Origin of the sequence: Corynebacterium lujinxingii, assembly GCF_014490555.1 — a bacterium.
Lineage (GTDB): Bacteria > Actinomycetota > Actinomycetes > Mycobacteriales > Mycobacteriaceae > Corynebacterium > Corynebacterium lujinxingii.
Genome location: NZ_CP061032.1, coordinates 1935602 through 1956588 on the forward strand (window position 1 = coordinate 1935602; position 20987 = coordinate 1956588).

Below are 20987 nucleotides of genomic sequence, written 5' to 3' on the forward strand. Positions count from 1 at the left end.
AGTCGCGCCGGCAGGCGCACTAGACGATCAGCGAAAACACGGTCAGTACTGCGGGTGCGAGCCGGTCAGCACAGCGCGGGCCGAATCGCCCTCGCCGGCGACGCGGACCTCGCCGAGCACCCACGCATCGACGTGGCGGGCGGCCAGGATCGCAAGCGCACGGTCGCGATCCTCGGCAGCCACAATCGCGGTCATGCCGACGCCCATGTTGAAGGTCTTTTCCATCTCCGCGTCCGGCACCTGGCCGACAGACTTGATGGTGCGGAAGATCGGGCCCGGGGTCCAGGTGGTGCGGTGCATTTCCGCCACCAGGCCTTCGGGGATGATGCGCTCCATGTTGCCGGCCAGGCCACCGCCGGTGACGTGGCAGAAGGTGTGCACGTCGCACTCGTTGGCAAGCGCCAAGCAGTCCAGCGCGTAGATGCGGGTCGGCTCGAGCAGCTCCTCGCCAAGGGTGCGGCCGAGTTCTTCCATCTCGGCGTCCAGCGGCAACCCGGCACGCTCAAGCAGCACGTGGCGAGCCAGCGAGTAGCCGTTGGAGTGCAGGCCGGACGACGCCATGGCGATGACGACGTCGCCTTCGCGCACCTTGTCCGGGCCGAGCAGCTCAGAGGCTTCGACGACGCCGACGGCGGTGGCGGAGACGTCGTAGTCCTCCGGGTCCATCACGCCGGGGTGCTCCGCGGTTTCGCCGCCGAGCAGCGCGCAGCCAGCCTGGACGCAACCTTCGGCAATGCCGCCGACGATCTCGGCGACCTTCTCCGGCACGACCTTGCCAATGGCGATGTAGTCCTGCAGAAACAGCGGCTCGGCGCCGCAGACGACGAGGTCGTCGACACACATGGCGACCAGGTCGATGCCGATGGTGTCGTGCTTGTCCATCGCCTGCGCGACGGCAAGTTTGGTGCCCACGCCGTCGGAGCCGGCGGCCAGCAGCGGCTCTTTGTACTTGCCCAGCGCGAACAGGCCGGCGAACCCACCGAGGCTGCCCTGAACTTCCGGGCGGGTGGCGCGCTTGGCGTGCGGGGCGAACAGTTCGACGGCCTTGTCGCCGGCCTCGATGGAGACGCCGGCGGCCTCGTAAGAAACCGGGTTCTGCGCTGGGTTCTGCTCAGTGGACATTAGGCTTCAGCACCTTTCTGGATGCGGCGGACGAGGTCGGCATTGGGGTTGCCGTCTGGCAGACCCAGCGGGTAGCGGCCGGTGAAGCACGCGGCGCAAAGGTTGTCTTCGTTCTGATTCGTGGCGGCGATCATGTCGTCGATAGGCACGAATGCCAGCGAGTCCGCTCCGATCATGGTGCGGATGGACTCCGAGATCGCCTCGTCGGAATCCGTGCGCCCGTGGTTGGCGATGAGTTCGCCGGGGCTGGCGAAGTCGATCCCGTAGAAGCACGGCCACTTCACCGGCGGCGACGCGATGCGCACGTGCACCTCGGCAGCACCCGCCTCGCGCAGCATGCGGATGAGTTTGCGCTGGGTGTTGCCGCGCACGATGGAATCGTCCACAACCACGAGTTTCTTGCCCTCGATGACCTCGCGCACCGGGTTCAACTTCAGGCGCAGGCCCAGCTGGCGCAGGGTGTCGGAGGGCTGGATGAACGTGCGGCCCACGTAGGCGTTTTTCATCAGTCCCTGCTTGTAGGGGATGCCGGACTCCTCGGCGTAGCCGATCGCGGCCGGGGTACCGGATTCCGGCACCGGCATGACCAGATCGCCCTCGACGGGGTTGACGCGGGCGAGGCGGCGGCCGATTTCGATGCGCGAGGAGTTCACGGTCTGGCCGTCGATCACCGAGTCGGGGCGGGCGACGTAGACGTGCTCGAACACGCAGTGGGCCTTTGTCGTCTCGGCGAAGCGCTCGGAGTGGACGCCGGACTCGTCGATAGCCACTAGTTCGCCGGGCTCGATGTCGCGGACAAACGAGGCGCCGACGATGTCCAGCGCGCACGTCTCGGAGGCGACCACCCAACCGCCGTCGAGGCGGCCGAGCGACAGCGGGCGCACACCGTGCGGGTCGCGCGCGGCGTAGAGGGTGTGGCCGTCGGTGACCATGAAGCAGAACGCACCCTTGACGCGCGGGAGGAGTTCACGTGCGGCGTCGAAAAGCGTCCTGCCCTCGGTCAACTCGTCGGCCAGCAGCGCGGAGACCACCGCGGTATCCGACGACGAGCCCTGCCCGTTCACCCCGTCGGCCGGGATGAGTTTGCGCTCGATCGCCTCAGTCTGCAGCTCGAGGTAATTGACCAGGTTGCCATTGTGCGCGAGCGCGATGTCGGTGCCGTTGGGCGCGGTGCGGAACATCGGCTGGACGTTCTCCCAGGAGTTGCCGCCGGCCGTGGAGTAGCGCGTGTGCCCGATGGCTACATCACCCTGCAGGGCCTCCAGCACGGACTCGTCGAAGACCTGGCTGACCAGCCCGGTGTCTTTAAACACCACGACGTTGTCCTCGTCGCCCACCGCGATGCCGGCGCCTTCCTGGCCGCGGTGCTGCAGCGCGAATAGGCCGAAGTAGGTGAGCTTGGAGACGTCCTCGCCCGGCGCCCAGACGCCGAATACGCCACACTCGTCGCGAGGCTCGTCGGCACGGTCGTCATGGTTGTTTTCGAAGTTCATCTTCCCCGTGGGGCTCTTCGTATGCACGCTAAACACTGTATCCGAGGAACCTCACCCGAGAGCAATCACCGGAAGCCCGGCGGCGATCTCCCCGGCGCGCAAACCGGAGGCGTCCACGTTGCCCTGCGCGAGCTCCTCGCCGAAGGTGGTCTGGCCAGTAGCCAGACGCAGCCACGTCTTCGCGTCCATCTCCACCACGTTTGGCGGGGTGCCGCGCGTGTGCCGCGGGCCCTCCACGCACTGCACGGCCACGAACGGGGGCACGCGCAACTCTACGGAGTGGCCGGGCAGCTCCTCGGCGAGGGTGCGGGCGGTTCGTCGGCAAGCATTCGCGATTTCGCTTCTCGACGACTCCCCCTCCCCCACCAGCCAGCCTGCGACCGCCTCAACGGCCTCGCGTGTCAGTGTCGGGTCCTGCTTCTGCGCCATAGGCCCCCATATTAAGGTGTCGGCATGTCAATTACCCCTGTCGCTGCTGAACGTTCCCCGCGCGTGACTCTGCGCTTCATGGCCTCGCCCACCGACGTGCTCCACCACGGCGCCCAAGGTGTCTCCGGCGGGCGCGTGCTCGAGTGGATCGATAAAGCCGCCTACGCGTGCGCGGCCCAGTGGTCCGCCACTTACTGCGTGACCGCGTACGTCGGCCACATCCACTTCACCCGCCCGATTCCCTCCGGCCATATCGTGGAGGTGCGCTCCCGCATCGCGATGACTGGCCGGTCGTCGATGCACATCGTCAACGAGGTGCTCTCCGCCGACCCGCGCGAAGGTGTGTTCACCCGCGCCTGCGACTGCCTGGTGGTGTTCGTCGCTAAGGATCCTGACACCGGCAAGTCCATGGCCGTGCCGTCGTTCGTGCCCACCGCCGACGAGGAGCGCCGCGTGGCCGAAGCCGCGAAGTCGCGCATCGGCCTGCGCCAAGCCATTGAGACGGAGATGGAGGCGCAAACCTACACCGAGGACACCACCGCGCAGCGCATCGTGCACCGCTTCATGGCCAAGCCGACCGATGTGAACTGGGGCGGCAACGTCCACGGCGGCACCGCGATGGAGTGGATCGACGAGGCCGGCCTGGCCTGCACCATGGAGTGGTCCGGTGAACGCACCGTGGCGGTCTACGCCGGCGGCATCCGCTTCTACCACCCGGTGCACATCGGCGACCTCATCGAAGTCGACGCCCGCATCACCCGCACCGACTCGCGTTCCATCCACACCTCGGTGCACCTGCGGGCCGGCGACCCGCGTGGCGGGCGCGACAACCTGAAGGACGCCATCCACGCCACCTTCACCTACATCGGCATCGACATCGACGGCAACCCCCTGCCGGCGCGGAAGTTCACGCCGGTCACCGACGAGGACAAGCGCCTCTGGGAGCACACCCAGACGCTCAAAGACCTGCGCGCCGAGTACGAGCCGGTTCCGCTGGTGGAACCGGCTCCCGCGGTGCAGCGCACGCAGTAACTACAGCGCCGCGTTCGGGGCGTGCGCTGCGGCGAAGTGCGACGGCATGGTCGCAGCCCACGCACCGGCGAGTTCCGCGATCTGGATCTTTTCGCCAGCCACGCGCAGCACACCTTCGGAGTTGGTGTCACCGAGCACGGCCACCGGGATGCCGGCGGACGATGCCCGGTCGACAGCCGCCTCGGCGCGGTCGCGAGTTACCGCGACGAGCACGCGGGAGGCGGACTCGGAAAACAGCGCGGTGAACGCGTCGTCGTGCACGCCAGCGAGGTTGATGTCCGCGCCCTTGTCAGAGCCGAGCAGCAGCTCGAAGACCGCCTGGGACAGGCCGCCCTCGGACAGGTCATGCGCTGCCGCGATGCCGGCGGCGTTGCCGGCGAAGAACTCCGCCAGGCGCGCCTCGTTAGCCAGGTCCACCTGCGGCGGCAGGCCGGACAGGCCCGCGCCGGAGATGTCCTGCCACACGGAGCCGCCGAACTCGTCCTTGGTCTCGCCCAGCAGGATCAGGGTGTACTGCTCGTCCGTGGACGGCAGCGCGTGCGGGATGGCCTGCTCCACGTCCTCCATCACACCCAGCACACCGACAACCGGCGTCGGCAGGATCGGGGTGTCGCCGGTCTGGTTGTAGAAGGACACGTTGCCGCCGGAGACGGGGATCTCCAGTTCGGCGGCGCCGTCGGCAAGCCCGTGCACTGCCTCGCGGAACTGCCACATCACGTCCGGGTTTTCCGGGGAGCCGAAGTTCAGGCAGTTCGTCACCGCGAACGGGGTCGCGCCGGTGACGGCGACGTTGCGGTACGCCTCCGCCAGCGCAAGACGCGCACCCATGTTCGGGTCGAGGTAGGTGTAGCGGCCGGACGCGTCCGCCGAGACGGCCACGCCGCGGTTGGTTTCCTCGTTGATACGCAGCACGCCCGAGTTGGCGTACTTGGCCTGCACGGTGTTGCCGCGCACGTAGCGGTCGTACTGCTCGGTGATGAAGTCGCGCGAACACAGCGCCGGGGAGGCAACCATCTTCAGCCAAGCGTCCTTGATGTCGCCTTGCTTCTCGACGACACCCCCGCCCTGCACCTCATCCAGCCAATCCGGACGCGCGTACGGGCGCTCGTAGACCGGGCCCTCGTCGATGGTTGACGGCGGAGCATCGACGACGAGCTCGCCGTTGTGGAAGACCTGCAGGCGGTCCTTGTCGGAGGTGACCTCGCCGATGACGGATGCGAGCACATCCCACTTGGCGCAGATCTCCATGAAGCGGTCCACGTCCTCCGGGGCGACGACGGCGCACATGCGCTCCTGCGACTCGGAAGCGAGGATCTCGGCCGCGGTCATGTTCTCCGCGCGCAGCAGGACGTTGTCCAGGTTGACGGTCATGCCGCCGTCGCCGGACGCGGCCAGCTCGGAGGTGGCACACGACAGGCCGCCGCCGCCCAAGTCCTGGATGCCCTCGACCACGCCTGCGGCGTAGAGCTCGAGGCAGCACTCGATGAGCACCTTTTCCGCGAACGGGTCGCCCACCTGCACAGCGGGAAGTTTGCGCTCCTCGCCTTCCTCGAATGTGGCGGAGCCGAGCACGGACACGCCGCCGATGCCGTCGAGGCCGGTGCGGGAGCCGAACAGGATGACCTTGTTGCCGGTGCCGGAGGCGAACGCCAGGTGGAGGTCTTCCACCTTCAGGGTGCCCACGCACAGCGCGTTGACCAGCGGGTTGCCCGAATAGGCGGCGTCGAAGACGGTCTCACCGCCGATGTTCGGAAGACCCAGGCAGTTGCCGTAGCCGCCGATGCCGTGGACCACGCCCGGCAGGACGCGCTTGGTGTCCTCCGCGTCGAGCGGGCCGAAGCGGAGCTGGTCCATCACGGCGATCGGGCGGGCACCCATGGCCATGATGTCGCGGACGATACCGCCCACACCGGTCGCTGCGCCCTGGTAGGGCTCGACGAACGACGGGTGGTTGTGGCTTTCCACGCGGAAGGTGACAGCGTCGCCACCGCCGATGTCCACCACGCCGGCGTTCTCGCCGATGCCGGCGAGGATCTTCTTCTCCATCTCCTCGGTCATGGTCTGACCGAAGTAGCGCAGGTGGGTCTTGGAGGACTTGTAGGAGCAATGCTCCGACCACATCACGGAGTACAAGGTGAGCTCCGCGTCGGTCGGGCGGCGGCCGAGGATGGCCTTGATCTTTTCGTACTCGTCGTCCTTCAGGCCCAGCTCGGCGTACGGCTGGTCGAGGTTCGGAGAGTCGAAGGCGTTTTCAACAGTGTCGTTGTGCACAGTCATCTTGGCGTTACGCTCCGATCTTCGAGATAGCGTCGATGGCGGAAGTGAACAAACCGAGCCCGTCCGTGGAGGGGCCGGTGAGCGTTTCAATCGCGTGCTCCGGGTGCGGCATCAACCCGACGATGCGACCGTTTTCACTGGTCACACCGGCGATACCGTTGATGGAGCCGTTGAAGTTGTCGGTGTAGCGGAAGACCACGCGGCCTTCCTTCTCCAGCGCCTCGATGGTCTCCGGCGCTGCCTGGAAGCGGCCCTCGCCGTGCTTGGCCGGAACGTAGATGCGCTCACCCAACTGGCTGGTCCACGCGGTGTCGTGGCTCGCCACCTCGAGGTAGGTGTCCACGCAGTGGAAGTCCAGGTTCTGGTTACGCGTCAGCGCGCCCGGCAGCAGACCGGACTCGGTGAGGATCTGGAACCCGTTGCAGATGCCGAGCACCGGCATCCCCTTCTTCGCGGCCTCGATCACAGCGCCCATCATCGGGGCCTGTGCGGCGATCGCGCCGGAGCGCAGGTAGTCGCCGTACGAGAAACCACCCGGGACGACAACGGCGTCGACGCCGGTCAGATCGTCGTCGGCGTGCCACAGCTGCTTCGGCGTGGCACCGGCGAGACGGACGGCACGCAGCGCGTCGACGTCGTCAAGCGTGCCCGGAAAAGTAATGACTCCGATAGTTGCGCTCATCGCACAACCTCGAAGTCCTCGATCACAGTGTTCGTCAGCAGCGTCTCCGCCATGCGGTGCAGCTCGGCGTCGGTGACGGTGTCGTCCACCTCGATCTCAAATCGCTTGCCTTGGCGGACGTCGCTCACCCCCTCGACACCGATGCGGCCCAGTGCGCGCAGCACCGCTTGACCCTGCGGGTCAAGAATTTCGGCCTTGGGCATGACATTAACGACGACTCGTGCCATGAGAATCCTTCACAAATTGGGAGGTGGAACGACCTTTGCGGTACGCGCGTCAGTATATCGAACGCCCCGACACGGCCCGAAACCCTTGTTGACCGGCCACAAGTGAACGACGGGTGAATTCTTTGCAAAACATTGCTTCTCGACGAGCGCGTGCCTGTAACTAGCGTTAACTTATCCGGGCTTCAGTAATTCCTTTATCTTTTCCAAGAGGTTTCTCATGCGTCACCCACGCAAGGCGCTCAGCGCGTCCTTCATCGTCGCGCTCGCCGCCGGCACCGTCACCGTCGCCGCACCGAATGCGTCCGCAGCTCCGGACAATTCCAACGTGGTCATCAACGAGGTCTACGGAGGAGGCGGCAACCAGGGCGCCGCCTTCAACAAAGACTTCGTCGAGCTCTACAACCCGACCGACCAGCCCATCGACATCACGGGCTGGAAGATCGAGCAGCGCTCCACCAAGAACAACGTCGGCAATACGCACACGCTCACCGGCGTCGTGCCCGCGAAGAGCACGTTCCTGATCACGAGCACACCCAGCTCCAACGGTGATGCCATCACCGGTGCCGACGACGAGAGCGCCACATTTAACTTCAGCGGCACGGGCGCAATCGCAGTGCTGCTCGACGCGAACGGAAACGAAGTCGACCTGGTCGGCTGGGGCGGCGCATCCCGTGCGGAAGGCGCGCCTGCCAGCGGCACCAAGAACGGGACCTCCATCCAGCGCATCACCCTCGGCGTCGACACCGACAACAACGCCAAGGACTTCACGGTTGCCACCCCGACCCCGAGCGGCTCCGGCCAGGCTCCTGTCGACCCGGCACCGACCGAGCCAGAGCCGAGCGAGGAGCCCGTCGCCCCGGGCGAGGTCACCCCGATCGCCGAGATCCAGGGCACTGGCGATACCTCCCCGCTGGACGGCCAGACCGTCACTACCGAGGGCGTGGTCACCGCTGTGTACGACGAGGGCGGCAAGAACGGCTTCTTCCTCCAGACCGCCGGCACCGGCGAGGCCAAAAACCCAGGCGACGCCTCCGACGGCATCTTCGTCTATATGGGCGGCAACCAGAACTTCCCGAAGACCGGCGATTCCGTCCAGGTCACCGGTAGCGTCAGCGAGTACTACAGCCAGACGCAGATCACGGTGTCGTCGTTAAGCACGCTCGACGAAGCGCTGGAAGCACCGAAGGCTGTGGAGATTGACACGCTTCCCGCCGGTGACGACGCCCGCGAGCCGTACGAGGGCATGCTCGTGCGCCCGACTGGCGCGTACACGGTGACCAACAACTACACGCTGAACAACACCGGCGACCTCGGCCTGGCACCGGGCGAGAAGGCGTTCCGCAACCCGACCGACGTGATCACGCCGGACAAGGCCAAAGTTGCTGCGATGAACGCGCAGCAGGCATCCGAGGTGGTCTACCTCGACGACGGCCGCACCCGCAACTACTTCCGCACCGACACGAACACCCCTCTGCCATACATTGTCACCTCCGACAACGGTGTGAAGTCGATCCGCACCGGCGACCAGGTGACCTTCCAGACCGATGTTGTGGTCGACTACTCCTTCGACCAGTGGCGCTTCCAGCCGCTGCAGCCGATCACCGGCAAGAACACCGCCGAGGAACTGCCGATCACCTGGGAAGACTCCCGCGCAACGTCGTACGACGTGCCGGACACCGTCGAAGGCGACAACACCATCGGCTTCTTCAACGTGCTCAACTACTTCACCTCCCTGGGCAAGGACGAGCCGAACTGCAAGCCGCACAAAGACATGGGCGGTCACCCCGTTGCCACAAACCGGTGCAAGGTTCGCGGCGCCTACTCCCAGGACGCGTTTAACGATCAGCAGGCGAAGATCGTCACCGCGATCAACAAGCTCGACGCGCACGTGCTCGGCCTGTCCGAGATTGAAAACGGCGCCCGCGTCACCGGTGATGTCGAGCAGCGCGACAATGCGTTGTCCAACCTGGTCGACGAGCTGAACAAGGCCGCGGGCGGGAACAAGTGGGACTACGTGAAGTCCCCGAGCGAACTCGGCACCGCCGAGGACTTCATCCGCGTCGGCTTCATCTACCAGCCGGCCGAGGTCGAGCCGGTCGGCGAGTCCCGCATCTTTGACGATGAGGCCTTCACCGGGCTTGCCCGCCAGCCGCTAGCCCAGGAGTTCAACACGGTCAAGCGTGACGACGACGACAACTTCGTCGCTGTGGTCAACCACTTCAAGTCCAAGGGCTCCGTGGCTAACAACGATGCAGATTCCGGCGACGGCCAGGGCAACAACGCCAATGTCCGCGTTGCGCAGGCGCAGGCGCTGCTCGACCACATGGACAAGCAGGACGATTGGCAGGAACTGCCAACCTTCCTCGTCGGTGACTTCAACTCCTACACCATGGAAAACGCGTTGAACACCCTGCGCGGTGGCGGCTACACGCTCGTCCACCACGAGAAGGACTTCCCGCAGGAGTCCTACCAGTTCGACGGCCAGCTCGGCTCCCTGGACCACGTCTTCGCCAACGAGGCGGCCAACGCGCTCGTGCAGGACTCCGCGGTGTGGAACATCAACGGCGACGAGTCTGTCTCGTTCGAGTACTCCCGCCGCAACTACAACACGCAGGACTTCTTCGGCGACGGCGACGACCCGCTCTACGGCTACGGCAACCCGTTCCGCTCCTCCGACCACGACCCAGTGAAGGTCGGCTTCAACACGACCAAGAAGGCCGAGCAGGACGCCGACAAGTTCGACCCGCAGGCCGTCGAGGCTGTCACGGTCGAGCAGGGCACCGCGCTTCCCGACGCCGCCTCCGTGTTCACTGACGCAGGCACCCTCCCGGAGGGCACCACGTTCGAGTGGACGACCCCGGTAGATACCGACACCGTCGGCGACAACCAGCGCGGCGAGGTGACTGTCACCTACCCGGACAACAGCACCGATGTCGTTGAGGTTGTCGTCAACGTCACGCCGCTGGCTGCTGAAGACGACAAGCCGCGCTACATCGTCAAGGCTGAGGTCAACGACAACGGCGAACTCGTGGTCACCTACGACAATGGCGAGACCGAGAACCTCGGCAACGTGACCGGTGCTACTGGCGAGCGCGGCGAGCAGGGCCCCAAGGGCGCCAAGGGCGACAAGGGCGAGCGCGGCGAGCAGGGCCCCAAGGGCGCCAAGGGCGACAAGGGCGAGCGCGGCGAACAGGGCCCCAAGGGCGACAAGGGTGACACCGGCGCCAAGGGCGACAAGGGCGACAAGGGCGACACCGGCGCCAAGGGCGAGCGCGGCGAGCAGGGCCCGAAGGGTGACAAGGGCGAAACCGGCTCCAAGGGCGAGCGCGGCGAACAGGGCCCCAAGGGTGACAAAGGCGACAAGGGTGACACCGGCGCCAAGGGCGACAAGGGCGAGCGCGGCGAGCAGGGCCCGAAGGGTGACAAGGGCGAAACCGGCTCCAAGGGCGAGCGCGGCGAACAGGGCCCCAAGGGTGACAAAGGCGACAAGGGTGACACCGGCGCCAAGGGCGACAAGGGCGACAAGGGCGAGCGCGGCGAGCAGGGCCCGAAGGGTGACAAGGGCGACAAGGGCGAGCGCGGCGAGCAGGGCCCGAAGGGTGACAAGGGTGACACCGGCTCCAAGGGCGACCAGGGCGAGCGCGGCGAGCAGGGCCCGAAGGGTGACAAGGGCGAAACCGGCTCCAAGGGCGAGCGCGGCGAACAGGGCCCCAAGGGCGACAAGGGTGAAACCGGCGCCAAGGGCGACAAGGGCGACAAGGGCGACACCGGCGCCAAGGGCGACAAGGGCGAGCGCGGCGAACAGGGCGACAAGGGCGACAAGGGTGAAACCGGAGCCAAGGGTGACCAGGGTGAAACCGGCGCCAAGGGCGACAAGGGCGAGCGCGGCAAGGCCGGCAAGGACGGTCGCGGCGTGAAGTCGTTCGTCATCGACGACAACGGCCACCTGATTGTCACCTACTCCGACGGCACTGTTGCGGATCTGGGCAAGGTTGTCGCTGACACGGTTGTTAACCAGGAGGGTGAGACCACGGAGCCGCGTGGCATCGAAAACGTCAAGGTCAACGAAAACGGCGAACTCGTTGCCACCTACACCGACGGCACGAGCCAGAACCTCGGCCGCGTCGCAGGCAAAGACGGCAAAGACGGCAAGGACGGCAAGGACGCTCCGGCACGCGAGGGCTCCAGCGTGAGCGATCGTTGTCTGCCGGCCGCAGGCTTGCTTGCGGTGCCACTGCTGGCGCTGATCCCGCTCGGTCTGGCCGCAACTGCGGACATCCCGGCGCTTGCTCCGGTGAAGGAGCAGATCAGCAAGATTGGCGCGCGGCTCCCGGTTTCCGCGCAGTCGCAGCAGATCGCCGGTGGCGTGGCTGGTACGGCGCTGGCTGTCGCGGCGATCGCGACACTGGCAACGCTGTGCTCCTCGAAGTAGCGTGACCTGAATTCTGCCCCGTCGGCCTCCTGCCGGCGGGGCATTTTCATCTCATTTTCAAATTGAAAACGATTCCCATTAGTGTTTAACTTTCGCTTATGGAAAATCGTTTTCACTTCAGAACACTCGCAATCGCAGCCACCACCGCACTCGTCGGCGTGACGCTCACTGCCTGCTCGGAGGAGTCGCAGGAGGCGTCCGACATCGTCGCCACCACGGGTGTGTGGGCCGATGTCGCCTCGGCGGTTACCGGCGAGGACGTGGAGGCGATCATCACGGGCGACGCGGTCGATCCCCACCACTTCGAGCCCTCGGCGAAGGACCTCGCACGCATCAAGCAGGCCGAGACCGTTGTGGCCAACGGCAGCGGGTACGACGCGGCGCTTTACACCGCCGCCGAGCAGGACCGCATCATCCACGCCATTCCGCTTCTCGACAACGACGACCACGACCACCACGACCACACCATCGAGCACGCCTGGTTCGCTCCAGAAAAGGTCCGCCAGGTCGCAGATGAGGTGGCGGAGCGTGTTGGGGGCGATGCTGGGGTCGTCGATAAGCGAATCAGCGCAATCGAGGACCAGCTCAACGCCGCGCAGCTCAACGTCGCGATGACGGAACCGATCGCCGCGGGCCTGGTGGGAGCCAAATTGAACGACGTCACCCCGGAGGAGTACGCGCACGCGAGTGTGAACCACCAGGAGCCGTCGGCCTCTGCGGTCGCCAAGTTCTTGGAGCAGATCGAAACCGGCCAACTCGACCTGTTGTTCGTCAACCCGCAGAGCATGAACAGTGCGACTGAGCGCTTGGCGGATGCGGCGAAGGCGCATAATGTTCCCGTTATTGAAATCCGGGAGACACCCCCGGCTGGCGTGGACTTCCTCGATTATTTTGAGCAGGTCGTGGACCAGATCGCGGAAATTTCGAAGTAGGACAATTGTGATCGCTGAGCTGCGCGACGCCGCCGTCGCTCCCCTGTGGTCCGGGCTCGACCTCGTCGTGGACAAAGGCGAGTTCATCGCGGTCCTCGGCCCGAACGGCGTCGGCAAATCGACGCTGCTGGGCACCCTGATGGGCACCCGCAAACTCACGCACGGCAGCGCACATGTAAACGGCCGGGTCGGGTTCATCCCGCAGCAGCACATGTTCCCGAAGGATCTCCCGGTGCGCGGGCGCGACCTCGTTTCCTGGGCGATGGGCAAACGCACCCCGAAGGCAGACGTCGAGGCACAGCTCGCCTCCGTCGGCGCCCACGCGTTCGCCGATCAGCGCGTCGGCCTCCTCTCTGGCGGCCAGCAGCAGCTCATCCGACAAGCGCAGGCGTTTTCCCAAGACCCCGAGCTCTTGCTTGCCGACGAACCCCTGCTCTCCCTCGACCCCGCCCGCGCCCGCGACACGGTCGTTAGGTTGCACGAGCACCCGGCTGCGGTGGTGTGTGTGACGCACTCAATTAACCCGGTGCTCGGCGTCGTCGATAGGGTGCTCTACCTCGGTCCGAAGGGCCACGTCATCGGGGATGTTTCTGAGGTCATGCGCTCCGAAGTACTAAGCGAGCTCTACGGCACGCGCGTCGATGTCGTCGAAGTGGACGGAAGGATGGTCGTGCTGTGAGTGACACCTTGTTTCTGCTCAGCCAGGATTTCGTGCAAACCACGCTGATCGCGTGCGCGCTGCTCGGCATCCTCTCCGGCGTGATGGCGCCGCTGGTGGTGCTGCGCCAGATGTCCTTTTCCGTCCACGCCACCTCCGAGCTGGCGCTCATGGGTGCTTCGGCGGCGTTGCTGTTCGGCCTCAACGTCGGCTTTGGCGCGGTCGCCGGTGCTGTCGTGGCTGCACTCGTCCTCGCTGCGCTGGGGCTGAAGGGCCAGCAAGACTCCGCCGTGGGCGTGGCCATGAGTTTCGGCATGGCGCTGTCCGTGCTGTTTATCCACCTCTACCCCGGCAACTCCAACCGGGCGCTGGCGCTGCTCACCGGCCAGATCGTCGGCGTGTCCGCGCAAAACGTGGTGCTGCTCGGGATCACGACCGCCGTCGTCGCGGGTGCCGTCATCGCCTTGTGGCGCCCGCTGCTGTTCGCCTCGGCTGATCCGGTGATGGCTGCGGCATCAAACGTGCCGGTGCGCGCGATGGCGCTGACGTTCGCCGTGCTCGTCGGTATCGCCTCGGCGCAGTCGGTGCAGATCGTCGGCGCACTGCTGGTGATGTCGCTGCTGATCACGCCCGGCGCGGCCGCCGCCCAAGTCACCGCGAACCCGGTGCGCGCGGTGTGGCTGTCCATCCTGTTCGCGGAACTTTCCGCTATCGGCGGCATGGTGCTCTCGCTCGCCCCCGGCGTGCCGGTGAGCGTGTTCGTGGCCTTTATTTCCTTCGGCATCTACCTCGTGTGCCGAGGGTTCGCCTACCTGAAGTCGCGGTAGTCGGCCGGTTCCGCGCCGGCCTCCACGGCTGCGGCGGCCGCGGCGAGGAAGTCGCGGCGCACCTTCTTCTGGTCCAGTTCGCGGCCGGATGCCGACAGACGGATCGTGTTGCCCTTTTCGGCGCCGCGCTCAGCGGCCTTGATCACGTTGCGGCGCCACCACTTGGCGGCGCCGTAGCCCTCGCCGACGGACAGGTTGCGGGCTTGGGCGAACTCGTCGCGGTGCAACCGGTAGATGCCCTTCGTCGACGCCGCCACGGCAAACCCGAACTCGCTTAGTACCTCGAGGGTGCCGTCCGACATGCGCCAGCGCGGTGGGGCGAACATGTCCAGGTCGAAGCCCAGCGCCGCCATCTGCCGCGTCGCGCCCTTTAGTCGCAGCCGCGCTTCGTGGGCGCGAAGGTTCGCAAACTCGCTGCGGCGGCCCTGCACCGGCTGGTCGAAGCCGTTGAGCATGAGTGCGCGCTTATCAAGCTGTCCAAGCAGCCACTCCCGGGTGGTGTTGTCCTCGGCCAGGTGCCACTTCTTGTCGATGTGCGGCGCCACCAGAAGCGACACCGCCACCCCCTCCCGGTCCAGGTCGCGCACCATGCTTGTCACGTTGTCCAACGTGGCGTCGAAGATGGACGAGATGGAGACGAGCAGGCGGCCGGGCATAAGGGGAATTATCGCACAGGAGCCTCGACCGCGCCGGACTTCACCAGCGTCCACGCGTACTCGAACGCGGTCTGCTTCCACTTGGCGTAGCGGCCCGACACACCGCCGTGGCCGGCGGACATTTCCGTCTTCAGCAGGATCTCGCCGCCGGTGGCCACCTCACGCAGCTTCGCCACCCACTTGGCGGGCTCGACGTAAAGCACGCGGGTGTCGTTCAGGCTCGTGACCGCCAGGATATCCGGGTAATCCTGCGCTGCGACGTTCTCGTACGGGGCATAGGTTGCCATGTAGTCGTACACCTCAGAGTCGTGGTACGGGTCGCCCCACTCCTCCCATTCGCCGACGGTCAGCGGCAGCTCCGGCTTCAAAATGGAGGTCAGCGGATCCACGAACGGCACGATCGCCTGGATGCCCGCGAATTTCCCCGGGGCCATGTTCGCCACAGCGCCCATGAGCAGGCCGCCGGCGGAGCCGCCTTCCGCAACCATCTTGTCGTGCGTGGTCAGCCCCTCGGCCACCACGGCGTCGGCGCTGGCGATGAAGTCGGTGAAGGTGTTGACCTTGTGCAGCATCTTGCCGTTGTCGTACCAGGCCCGGCCCATCTCGCCGCCGCCGCGCACGTGGGCGCACGCCCAGATCATGCCGCGATCGAGCAAAGACAGCCGCGCAACCGAAAAGCCCGGGTCCATCGACGCCTCGTAGGAGCCGTAGCCGTACAGCAACAGCGGCGCCGGGCCTGCAACCCCTTTGCGACGCACCACCGAAACCGGCACCTGCGCGCCGTCGTCAGCCGTTGCCCAGATGCGGAACGCCTCGTAGTCGTCGGCGTTGTAACCGCCTTCGACCTCCTGCTGCTTGAGCAGCGTCTTCTTGCCTGTGGCCACTTCGTAGTCCAGCACCTGCGACGGCTGCGTGTACGAGGAGTAGCCGAGCCGCACCACCGGCGCGTCCCACTCCGGGTTGCCGCCGAGCCCGACGTTATAGAGCTCCTCGGAGAACTCCAGCTCGTCAAACTCGCCGAAGCCACCGCTTAACGACGACACCGCCAGCCGCGGAATCCCACCCCGGCGATACGCCATGAACATGAAGTCGCGGTAGGTATCGATGCCCTCGATGCGCACCGTGTCAGAGTGCCCGACCAGCACGTCCAATGTCTTCAACGGCGCCAGCTCGCCGACGGGTGTCGTCGCCACGCAAAAGTTCGCGCCATGAGCGTTGTGGGTGATCACCCAATACTCGGTGCCGTCTACGACGCAGTAGTCCGGGTGGTACTCGATGCCGGCATCGCGCGGCCAGAGCACCTCGAACTCGCCGGTCGGATTGTCTAGGTCGAGCACACGGTACTCGGAGGTGAGCGAGGAGGACGCGACGATCATGAGGAAGCGCTCCGCGCGGTCCGCACCAACGCCGACGCCGAACTTCTCGTCCGTCTCCTCGTAGACCAGCACGTCCTCGTCAGCTGCGGTGCCGACCTTGTGGCGCCAGATCTGGTGGGGCCGCCACGCGTCGTCGCAACGCACGTAGAACAGGTAGTCCTCGCCGGCCCAGGTGGCGCCGTAGAACACGCCGTCTAGCTGGTCGTCGAGAAGCTCGCCGGTCTCCAGGTTTTTGATGCGCATGGTGAAGCGCTCGCTACCTTCGGTGTCGAAGGAGTATGCGAGCAACCGCCCCGAAGTGGACACCGACGAGGCGCCGAGTGAGAAGAACTCGTGGCCGTCGGCCAACTCGTTGACGTCGAGCAGCACCTGCTCATCCGGCATGTCCTCCGACACCTCGGGCGGGGTCCACGGGTCGTCGGCGGTGGGCACGCGGCAGGAAATGCCGTAGTTCTTCCCCTCGACGGTGCGGCCGTAGTACCACCAGTTGCCTTGGCGCTGCGGGATGGACATGTCCGTTTCCTTGATGCGGGACTTGATCTCGGCGTAGATGTCGTCGGCAAGCCCGCTCCACGCGGAAGTCTTCTTCTCCGTGTAGGCGTTTTCCGCCTCGAGGTACTCGATGACCTCAGGGTTGTCCTTGTCGCGCAGCCACTCGTAGTCGTCGTGGAAGTCGCGCCCGTGGAAGGTCCTTATGATCGGGTGCTTTACTGCCTTCGGTGCGGTCATGCGTGCTGCCCCGGCCAGTCGGCAAAGCGTCGACCACTGAGGCGCTCGTAGGCCTCGATGTAGCGGTCGCGGGTCGCCTCAACCACCGAGCCCGGCAGCTCCGGCGGCAGCGAACCGTCGGACGGATCCCAGCCGGACTTCGGGCTCTTCAGCCAGTTGCGCACGTACTGCTTGTCAAAGCTGGGCTGGTTCTTGCCCTCCTCGTAGCCGTCCGCGGGCCAGTAGCGGGAAGAATCCGGCGTGAGGACTTCGTCGGCAAGCACGAGCTCACCGCCCTCGTCCAGGCCGAACTCGAACTTCGTGTCCGCGAGGATGATGCCCTTGGTCTCGGCGTACTCGGCGGCACGCGTGTAGACCTCGAGGGTTGCGTCCCGCAGGCGCCCGGCAAGCTCGCTGCCCACCTTGTTCGCCACAAAGTCGAACGTGACGTTCTCGTCGTGGTCGCCCTGCTCCGCCTTGGTCGCGGGGGTGAAGATCGGCTCGGGCAGCTTCGAGGCCTCCTCGAGCCCGTCGGGCAACTTAACGCCACACACGCGTCCGGTGGCGTCGTACTCCTTCTTGCCGGAGCCGGTGAGGTAGCCGCGGGCGACGCACTCGAACGGCACCATGTCCAGGCGCTTGACCACCATGGCGCGACCGAGGACGTCTTCGGGGATGCGCTCGTCGTCGATCGGGCCTGCGAGGTGGTTCGGCACATCAGAAAGCAGGTCGAAGAAGAACATCGAGGTCGCCGTGAGAATGCGGCCCTTGTCCGGGATCGCCGGCTCAAGCGAGTAGTCGAACGCGGAAATCCGGTCCGACGCCACCAAGAGCAGCGTCTTGTCGTCGACTTCGTAAATCTCGCGGACTTTGCCACCGGCGAGGTGGGAATAATCGGATAGCTCTGGACGCATGCGCGCTAGTATATGCCCCGTGAATAAACGCGCGACCGCAGTCCTCATCCCCCTCGTTTTGGCTGCGTGCGACACCCCTTCCGCGTTCGACGGCGACATGCCGGCCTTCACCGAAACCCGCGACGGCGCCACGTTGCGCTACGGCCAAACCGCGAAACTTGTCACCAAAGACGTCCAGTTCGACGTGCCGGTGCAATGGGAGATCACCGTCGACGAGCCGGAAACCGAGCGCGCCCCGCGCAGCGCGAGCGAAGCTGCCGACATCGTCTGCTTCCCCGTCACGCTCACCCCGGTTGCGGTCGGCGAGCACCCCGTCGACGTCACCGTTGCTCTGCCCGAGCTTTCGCTTGTCGACGACACCCTCAACGCCAACACCGCCTCCAGCCAATACTGCGGCGAATCGGCGTTCAGCGGCTACACCCCGGACCTCACCGGGCCCCAGCACGGCTTCGTCGCCTCCTGGGCCGGTACTGCCGAGCCGGGGGTTGTGGCCACCGGCGTCGAGGTGAAAACCCGTGACGCGACGGTGACCTTTCAGTAGTTAGAGGATGTCGCCCGGGGTGTAGTCGGCGGCCTCGGGGTGGGCCTTGACCAGGTCGTCGATACGCGCGAGCACCCGGTCCACCTGCGACTCGGCGGCGCCGATGAAGGCGGCCTTGTCCTCCAGCGCTTTATCCAGCTGCGCCTTGTCCAGCGGGAGGCGATCGTCGCCAGCCAAGCGCTCCACCAGATTCTGCTCGGCGCCGCGCTCGCGCATGTCGAGAGCCATGGCGACCGCATTTTCCTTGATCACCTCGTGGGCGGTCTCGCGGCCCACGCCGGCGCGCACGCTCGCCATGAGAATGCGGGTGGTGGCCAAAAACGGCAGGTAGCGGTCCAGTTCGCGGTTGATCATCGCCGGGAACGCGCCGAACTCGTCGAGCACCGTGAGCATGGTCTCCAGCTGGCCGTCGATGGCGAAGAACGCGTCCGGCAGCGCGACTCGACGAACCACGGAGCAGAACACGTCGCCCTCGTTCCACTGCTGGCCGGCCAGGTCGCCCACCATGGTGAGGTAGCCGCGCAGGATCACCTGGAAGCCGCCGACGCGCTCGCAGGAACGCGCGTTCATCTTGTGCGGCATCGCGGACGAGCCGACCTGGCCTTCCTTGAAGCCCTCGGTGACCGTCTCGTTGCCGGCCATGAGGCGGATGGTGGTCGCAAGCGACGACGGGCCCGCGCCCAGCTGCACCAGCGAGGACACCACGTCGAAGTCGAGCGAGCGCGGGTAGACCTGGCCCACCGAGTCAAAGACGCGGTCGAAGCCGAGACCTGCAGCAATCCCCTGCTCGAGTTGCGACAGTTTCTCCTCGTCGCCGCCCATGAGGTCCAGCATGTCCTGCGCGGTGCCCATCGGCCCCTTGATGCCGCGGAGAGCGTACCGGGACAGCAACTCCTCGATGCGCTCGACGGCGACGAGGATCTCGTCGGCAGCTGAGGCGAAGCGCTTGCCCAAGGTGGTGGCCTGCGCTGCGACGTTGTGGGAGCGGCCGGCCATGACCAGCGACTTGTACTCGCCGGCGCGGTTGCCCACCGCCTTGAGCAGCGCGACCGCCTTGTCGCGAGTCAGCTCAAGCGCCTTGCGCACCTGGAGCTGCTCGACGTTTTCGGTCAGGTCTCGCGAGGTCATACCCTTGTGGATCTCCTCGTGGCCCGCCAGCGCGTTGAACTCCTCGATGCGCGCCTTTACGTCGTGGCGCGTAACTTTTTCACGCTCCGCGATGGACTCCAGATCCACCTGGTCGATGACCCTCTCATAGTCCTCGATGGCACCGTCGGCCACCTCAACCCCGAGCTCCTGCTGCGCCTTGAGCACAGCGATCCAAAGCTCGCGCTCGAGGATGATCTTGTGCTCCGGCGCCCACAGCGTGGCCATCTCCGGCGAGGCGTAGCGGTTACTCAAAACATTCGCGTTATTCGGCTTCACGGGTGTCATCATAGGGAGATCGCTCCTTCGATCGCGGGGCGGGCAATGTCCTTGCGGTAGAACGCGCCAGGCAGTTCAATGCCCTCGATGATGCGGTACGCGTTGTCCACGGCCTCCTCGAGCGTTGCGCCCTTGCCGACGACACCGAGCACGCGGCCACCGGAGGCAACGTACTCGCCGTCTTCTTCCTTCGTGCCGGCGTGCAACACCTGCGACGGATCGTCCAGTGTCTCGCCGGTGATCACGCCGCCGGTTTTCGCCGCCTGCGGGTAGCCCTCGGCCGCGAGCACCACCATCGCGGCGTAGCCGTCGTGCCACTTCAGCGGCTCGATCTCATCAAGCCGGCCTTCGGCGACGGCGAGCAGCACGTCCGCCAGCGGGGTCTCAAGCAGCGAGAGCACCGCCTGGGTCTCCGGGTCGCCGAAGCGGGCGTTGAACTCCACTACGGCCGGGCCCTCCGGCCCCCACGCAGCACCAATGTAGAGCAGCCCCTGGTACGGGATGCCGCGGTTGACCATCTCTTCGGCCACGGGGCGGGCGATGTCGTCGACAAGCACCTGCACCCCATCCTCCGGCAGCCACGGCAGCGGTGCGTAGGCACCCATGCCGCCGGTGTTCGGGCCCTCGTCGTTGTCGTAAGCGCGCTTGTGGTCCTGCGCGGGCAGCAGCGGGACCACGGTCTCGCCGTCGACCAGGCAGAACAGGGAGACCTCCGGGCCTTCGAGGAAGGACTCGAACAGGACCGGGTTGCCGGACTCGATCACAGCCTCCGCGTGGGCCTTGGCTTCCGCGCGGTCCTCGGTGACCACAACACCCTTGCCGCCTGCCAGGCCGTCGTCTTTGACCACGTAGCGCGGGCCGTACTCGTCGAGCGCCGCCTCGATACCATCTGCCGACTCCACGCGGGTCGCCGACGCCGTCTTCACGCCGGCAGCCTGCATGACCTCTTTGGCAAACGCCTTCGACCCCTCGAGCGCGGCCGCGGCCTTGGTCGGGCCGAACACGGGGATGCCGGCGTCAATCAGCGCGTCAGCTGCGCCTTCCACCAGCGGGACCTCGGGGCCGATAACCACCAGTTCCGCGTCGATCTCGCGGGCCAGCCCCACGATGTCCACCGGGGAGGACACGTCGATGGGGCGCACCTGCGCCAAACGCGACATACCCGCGTTACCCGGCGCGACGGTGAGCTCGTTGCCGTGCAGTGCATGAAGGAGGGCGTGTTCGCGGCCGCCCGAACCGATGACAAGGATGCGCAT

The 20987-nt window shown here is 66.2% G+C and carries 17 protein-coding genes; 6 read left to right on the forward strand and 11 right to left on the reverse strand.

Annotated features, from left to right (window positions below):
* Positions 1–42 precede the first annotated feature (42 nt).
* From purM to IAU68_RS09635, 3 genes are read right to left on the reverse strand one after another with little or no spacing between them, the layout of a single operon-like run.
* Positions 43–1122 carry a phosphoribosylformylglycinamidine cyclo-ligase gene (purM, locus tag IAU68_RS09625; protein ID WP_171193675.1) on the reverse strand — a complete coding sequence of 360 codons (1080 nt, stop codon included), beginning with the start codon at positions 1120–1122 and terminating at the stop codon, positions 43–45.
* Positions 1122–2615, reverse strand: a complete 1494-nt coding sequence (purF, locus tag IAU68_RS09630) for an amidophosphoribosyltransferase (protein WP_171193900.1) — start codon at positions 2613–2615, stop codon at positions 1122–1124. Before purF ends, purM begins: the two co-directional genes overlap by 1 nt.
* A gap of 51 nt (positions 2616–2666) precedes the next feature.
* Entirely contained in the window at positions 2667–3044 is a 378-nt protein-coding gene (locus IAU68_RS09635; protein WP_171193676.1) for a sterol carrier family protein, read from the reverse strand.
* Positions 3045–3068: 24 nt separating this feature from the next.
* On the opposite strand from IAU68_RS09635, the gene IAU68_RS09640 reads away from it, so the two are divergent.
* On the forward strand, positions 3069–4076 hold the full coding sequence (locus IAU68_RS09640) for an acyl-CoA thioesterase (protein WP_171193677.1): 1008 nt from the start codon (positions 3069–3071) through the stop codon (positions 4074–4076).
* Here IAU68_RS09640 and purL read toward each other — a convergent pair whose 3' ends face one another.
* Genes purL through purS form a run of 3 tightly spaced genes read right to left on the reverse strand, consistent with a single transcriptional unit; the run spans position 4077 to position 7262 of the window.
* Entirely contained in the window at positions 4077–6353 is a 2277-nt protein-coding gene (gene purL, locus IAU68_RS09645; RefSeq protein WP_171193678.1) for a phosphoribosylformylglycinamidine synthase subunit PurL, read from the reverse strand.
* Between the two features lie 7 nt (positions 6354–6360).
* A complete protein-coding gene (gene purQ / locus IAU68_RS09650; protein ID WP_171193679.1) occupies positions 6361–7035 on the reverse strand; it encodes a phosphoribosylformylglycinamidine synthase subunit PurQ in 675 nt (224 codons plus the stop codon).
* Positions 7032–7262 (reverse strand): phosphoribosylformylglycinamidine synthase subunit PurS, encoded by a 231-nt coding sequence (purS, locus tag IAU68_RS09655; protein ID WP_171193680.1) that lies wholly within the window; start codon positions 7260–7262, stop codon positions 7032–7034. The genes purQ and purS overlap by 4 nt, the downstream gene beginning before the upstream one ends.
* A 217-nt stretch (positions 7263–7479) precedes the next feature.
* Here purS and IAU68_RS11425 point away from each other — a divergent pair, with 217 nt between their 5' ends.
* The 4 genes from IAU68_RS11425 to IAU68_RS09690 all read left to right on the forward strand — a co-directional run bounded on the left by IAU68_RS11425 (position 7480) and on the right by IAU68_RS09690 (position 14111).
* Positions 7480–11694, forward strand: a complete 4215-nt coding sequence (locus IAU68_RS11425) for an ExeM/NucH family extracellular endonuclease (protein WP_223111946.1) — start codon at positions 7480–7482, stop codon at positions 11692–11694.
* 98 nt (positions 11695–11792) lie between these two features.
* Positions 11793–12626, forward strand: a complete 834-nt coding sequence (locus IAU68_RS09680; RefSeq protein WP_171193682.1) for a metal ABC transporter solute-binding protein, Zn/Mn family — start codon at positions 11793–11795, stop codon at positions 12624–12626.
* 7 nt (positions 12627–12633) lie between these two features.
* Positions 12634–13305: a metal ABC transporter ATP-binding protein gene (locus IAU68_RS09685; RefSeq protein WP_171193683.1), complete on the forward strand. Its 672-nt coding sequence runs from the start codon at positions 12634–12636 to the stop codon at positions 13303–13305.
* Positions 13302–14111 carry a metal ABC transporter permease gene (locus IAU68_RS09690; RefSeq protein ID WP_171193684.1) on the forward strand — a complete coding sequence of 270 codons (810 nt, stop codon included), beginning with the start codon at positions 13302–13304 and terminating at the stop codon, positions 14109–14111. Before IAU68_RS09685 ends, IAU68_RS09690 begins: the two co-directional genes overlap by 4 nt.
* Here IAU68_RS09690 and IAU68_RS09695 read toward each other — a convergent pair.
* From IAU68_RS09695 to IAU68_RS09705, 3 genes are read right to left on the reverse strand one after another with little or no spacing between them, the layout of a single operon-like run.
* Complete coding sequence (locus IAU68_RS09695; RefSeq protein ID WP_171193685.1) at positions 14093–14767, reverse strand: DUF2334 domain-containing protein; 675 nt, start codon at positions 14765–14767, stop codon at positions 14093–14095. The genes IAU68_RS09690 and IAU68_RS09695 overlap by 19 nt on opposite strands.
* Before the next feature lie 8 nt (positions 14768–14775).
* On the reverse strand, positions 14776–16872 hold the full coding sequence (locus IAU68_RS09700; protein ID WP_171193686.1) for a S9 family peptidase: 2097 nt from the start codon (positions 16870–16872) through the stop codon (positions 14776–14778).
* Positions 16869–17765, reverse strand: a complete 897-nt coding sequence (locus IAU68_RS09705) for a phosphoribosylaminoimidazolesuccinocarboxamide synthase (protein WP_171193687.1) — start codon at positions 17763–17765, stop codon at positions 16869–16871. Before IAU68_RS09705 ends, IAU68_RS09700 begins: the two co-directional genes overlap by 4 nt.
* Positions 17766–17784: 19 nt before the next feature.
* Between IAU68_RS09705 and IAU68_RS09710 the strand changes: the two genes are divergently transcribed.
* Positions 17785–18306: a hypothetical protein gene (locus IAU68_RS09710; protein WP_171193688.1), complete on the forward strand. Its 522-nt coding sequence runs from the start codon at positions 17785–17787 to the stop codon at positions 18304–18306.
* On the opposite strand, the gene purB is transcribed toward IAU68_RS09710, so the two are convergent.
* Together purB and purD are read right to left on the reverse strand one after the other, a co-directional pair.
* The gene (gene purB / locus IAU68_RS09715) at positions 18307–19740 is read right to left on the reverse strand and encodes an adenylosuccinate lyase (RefSeq protein WP_231699147.1); all 1434 of its coding nucleotides are present in this window, start codon (positions 19738–19740) and stop codon (positions 18307–18309) included.
* Positions 19740–20987 (reverse strand): phosphoribosylamine--glycine ligase, encoded by a 1248-nt coding sequence (gene purD / locus IAU68_RS09720; RefSeq protein WP_171193901.1) that lies wholly within the window; start codon positions 20985–20987, stop codon positions 19740–19742. The genes purB and purD overlap by 1 nt, the downstream gene beginning before the upstream one ends.

Coding starts and splice junctions, on each gene's coding strand:
- purM (WP_171193675.1), bottom strand. CDS start 1,122: ATGTCCACTGAGCAGAACCCAGCGCAGAACCCGGTTTCTTACGAGGCC.
- purF (WP_171193900.1), bottom strand. CDS start 2,615: ATGAACTTCGAAAACAACCATGACGACCGTGCCGACGAGCCTCGCGAC.
- IAU68_RS09635 (WP_171193676.1), bottom strand. CDS start 3,044: ATGGCGCAGAAGCAGGACCCGACACTGACACGCGAGGCCGTTGAGGCG.
- IAU68_RS09640 (WP_171193677.1), top strand. CDS start 3,069: ATGTCAATTACCCCTGTCGCTGCTGAACGTTCCCCGCGCGTGACTCTG.
- purL (WP_171193678.1), bottom strand. CDS start 6,353: ATGACTGTGCACAACGACACTGTTGAAAACGCCTTCGACTCTCCGAAC.
- purQ (WP_171193679.1), bottom strand. CDS start 7,035: ATGAGCGCAACTATCGGAGTCATTACTTTTCCGGGCACGCTTGACGAC.
- purS (WP_171193680.1), bottom strand. CDS start 7,262: ATGGCACGAGTCGTCGTTAATGTCATGCCCAAGGCCGAAATTCTTGAC.
- IAU68_RS11425 (WP_223111946.1), top strand. CDS start 7,480: ATGCGTCACCCACGCAAGGCGCTCAGCGCGTCCTTCATCGTCGCGCTC.
- IAU68_RS09680 (WP_171193682.1), top strand. CDS start 11,793: ATGGAAAATCGTTTTCACTTCAGAACACTCGCAATCGCAGCCACCACC.
- IAU68_RS09695 (WP_171193685.1), bottom strand. CDS start 14,767: ATGCCCGGCCGCCTGCTCGTCTCCATCTCGTCCATCTTCGACGCCACG.
- IAU68_RS09700 (WP_171193686.1), bottom strand. CDS start 16,872: ATGACCGCACCGAAGGCAGTAAAGCACCCGATCATAAGGACCTTCCAC.
- IAU68_RS09705 (WP_171193687.1), bottom strand. CDS start 17,765: ATGCGTCCAGAGCTATCCGATTATTCCCACCTCGCCGGTGGCAAAGTC.
- purB (WP_231699147.1), bottom strand. CDS start 19,740: ATGACACCCGTGAAGCCGAATAACGCGAATGTTTTGAGTAACCGCTAC.
- purD (WP_171193901.1), bottom strand. CDS start 20,987: ATGCGCATCCTTGTCATCGGTTCGGGCGGCCGCGAACACGCCCTCCTT.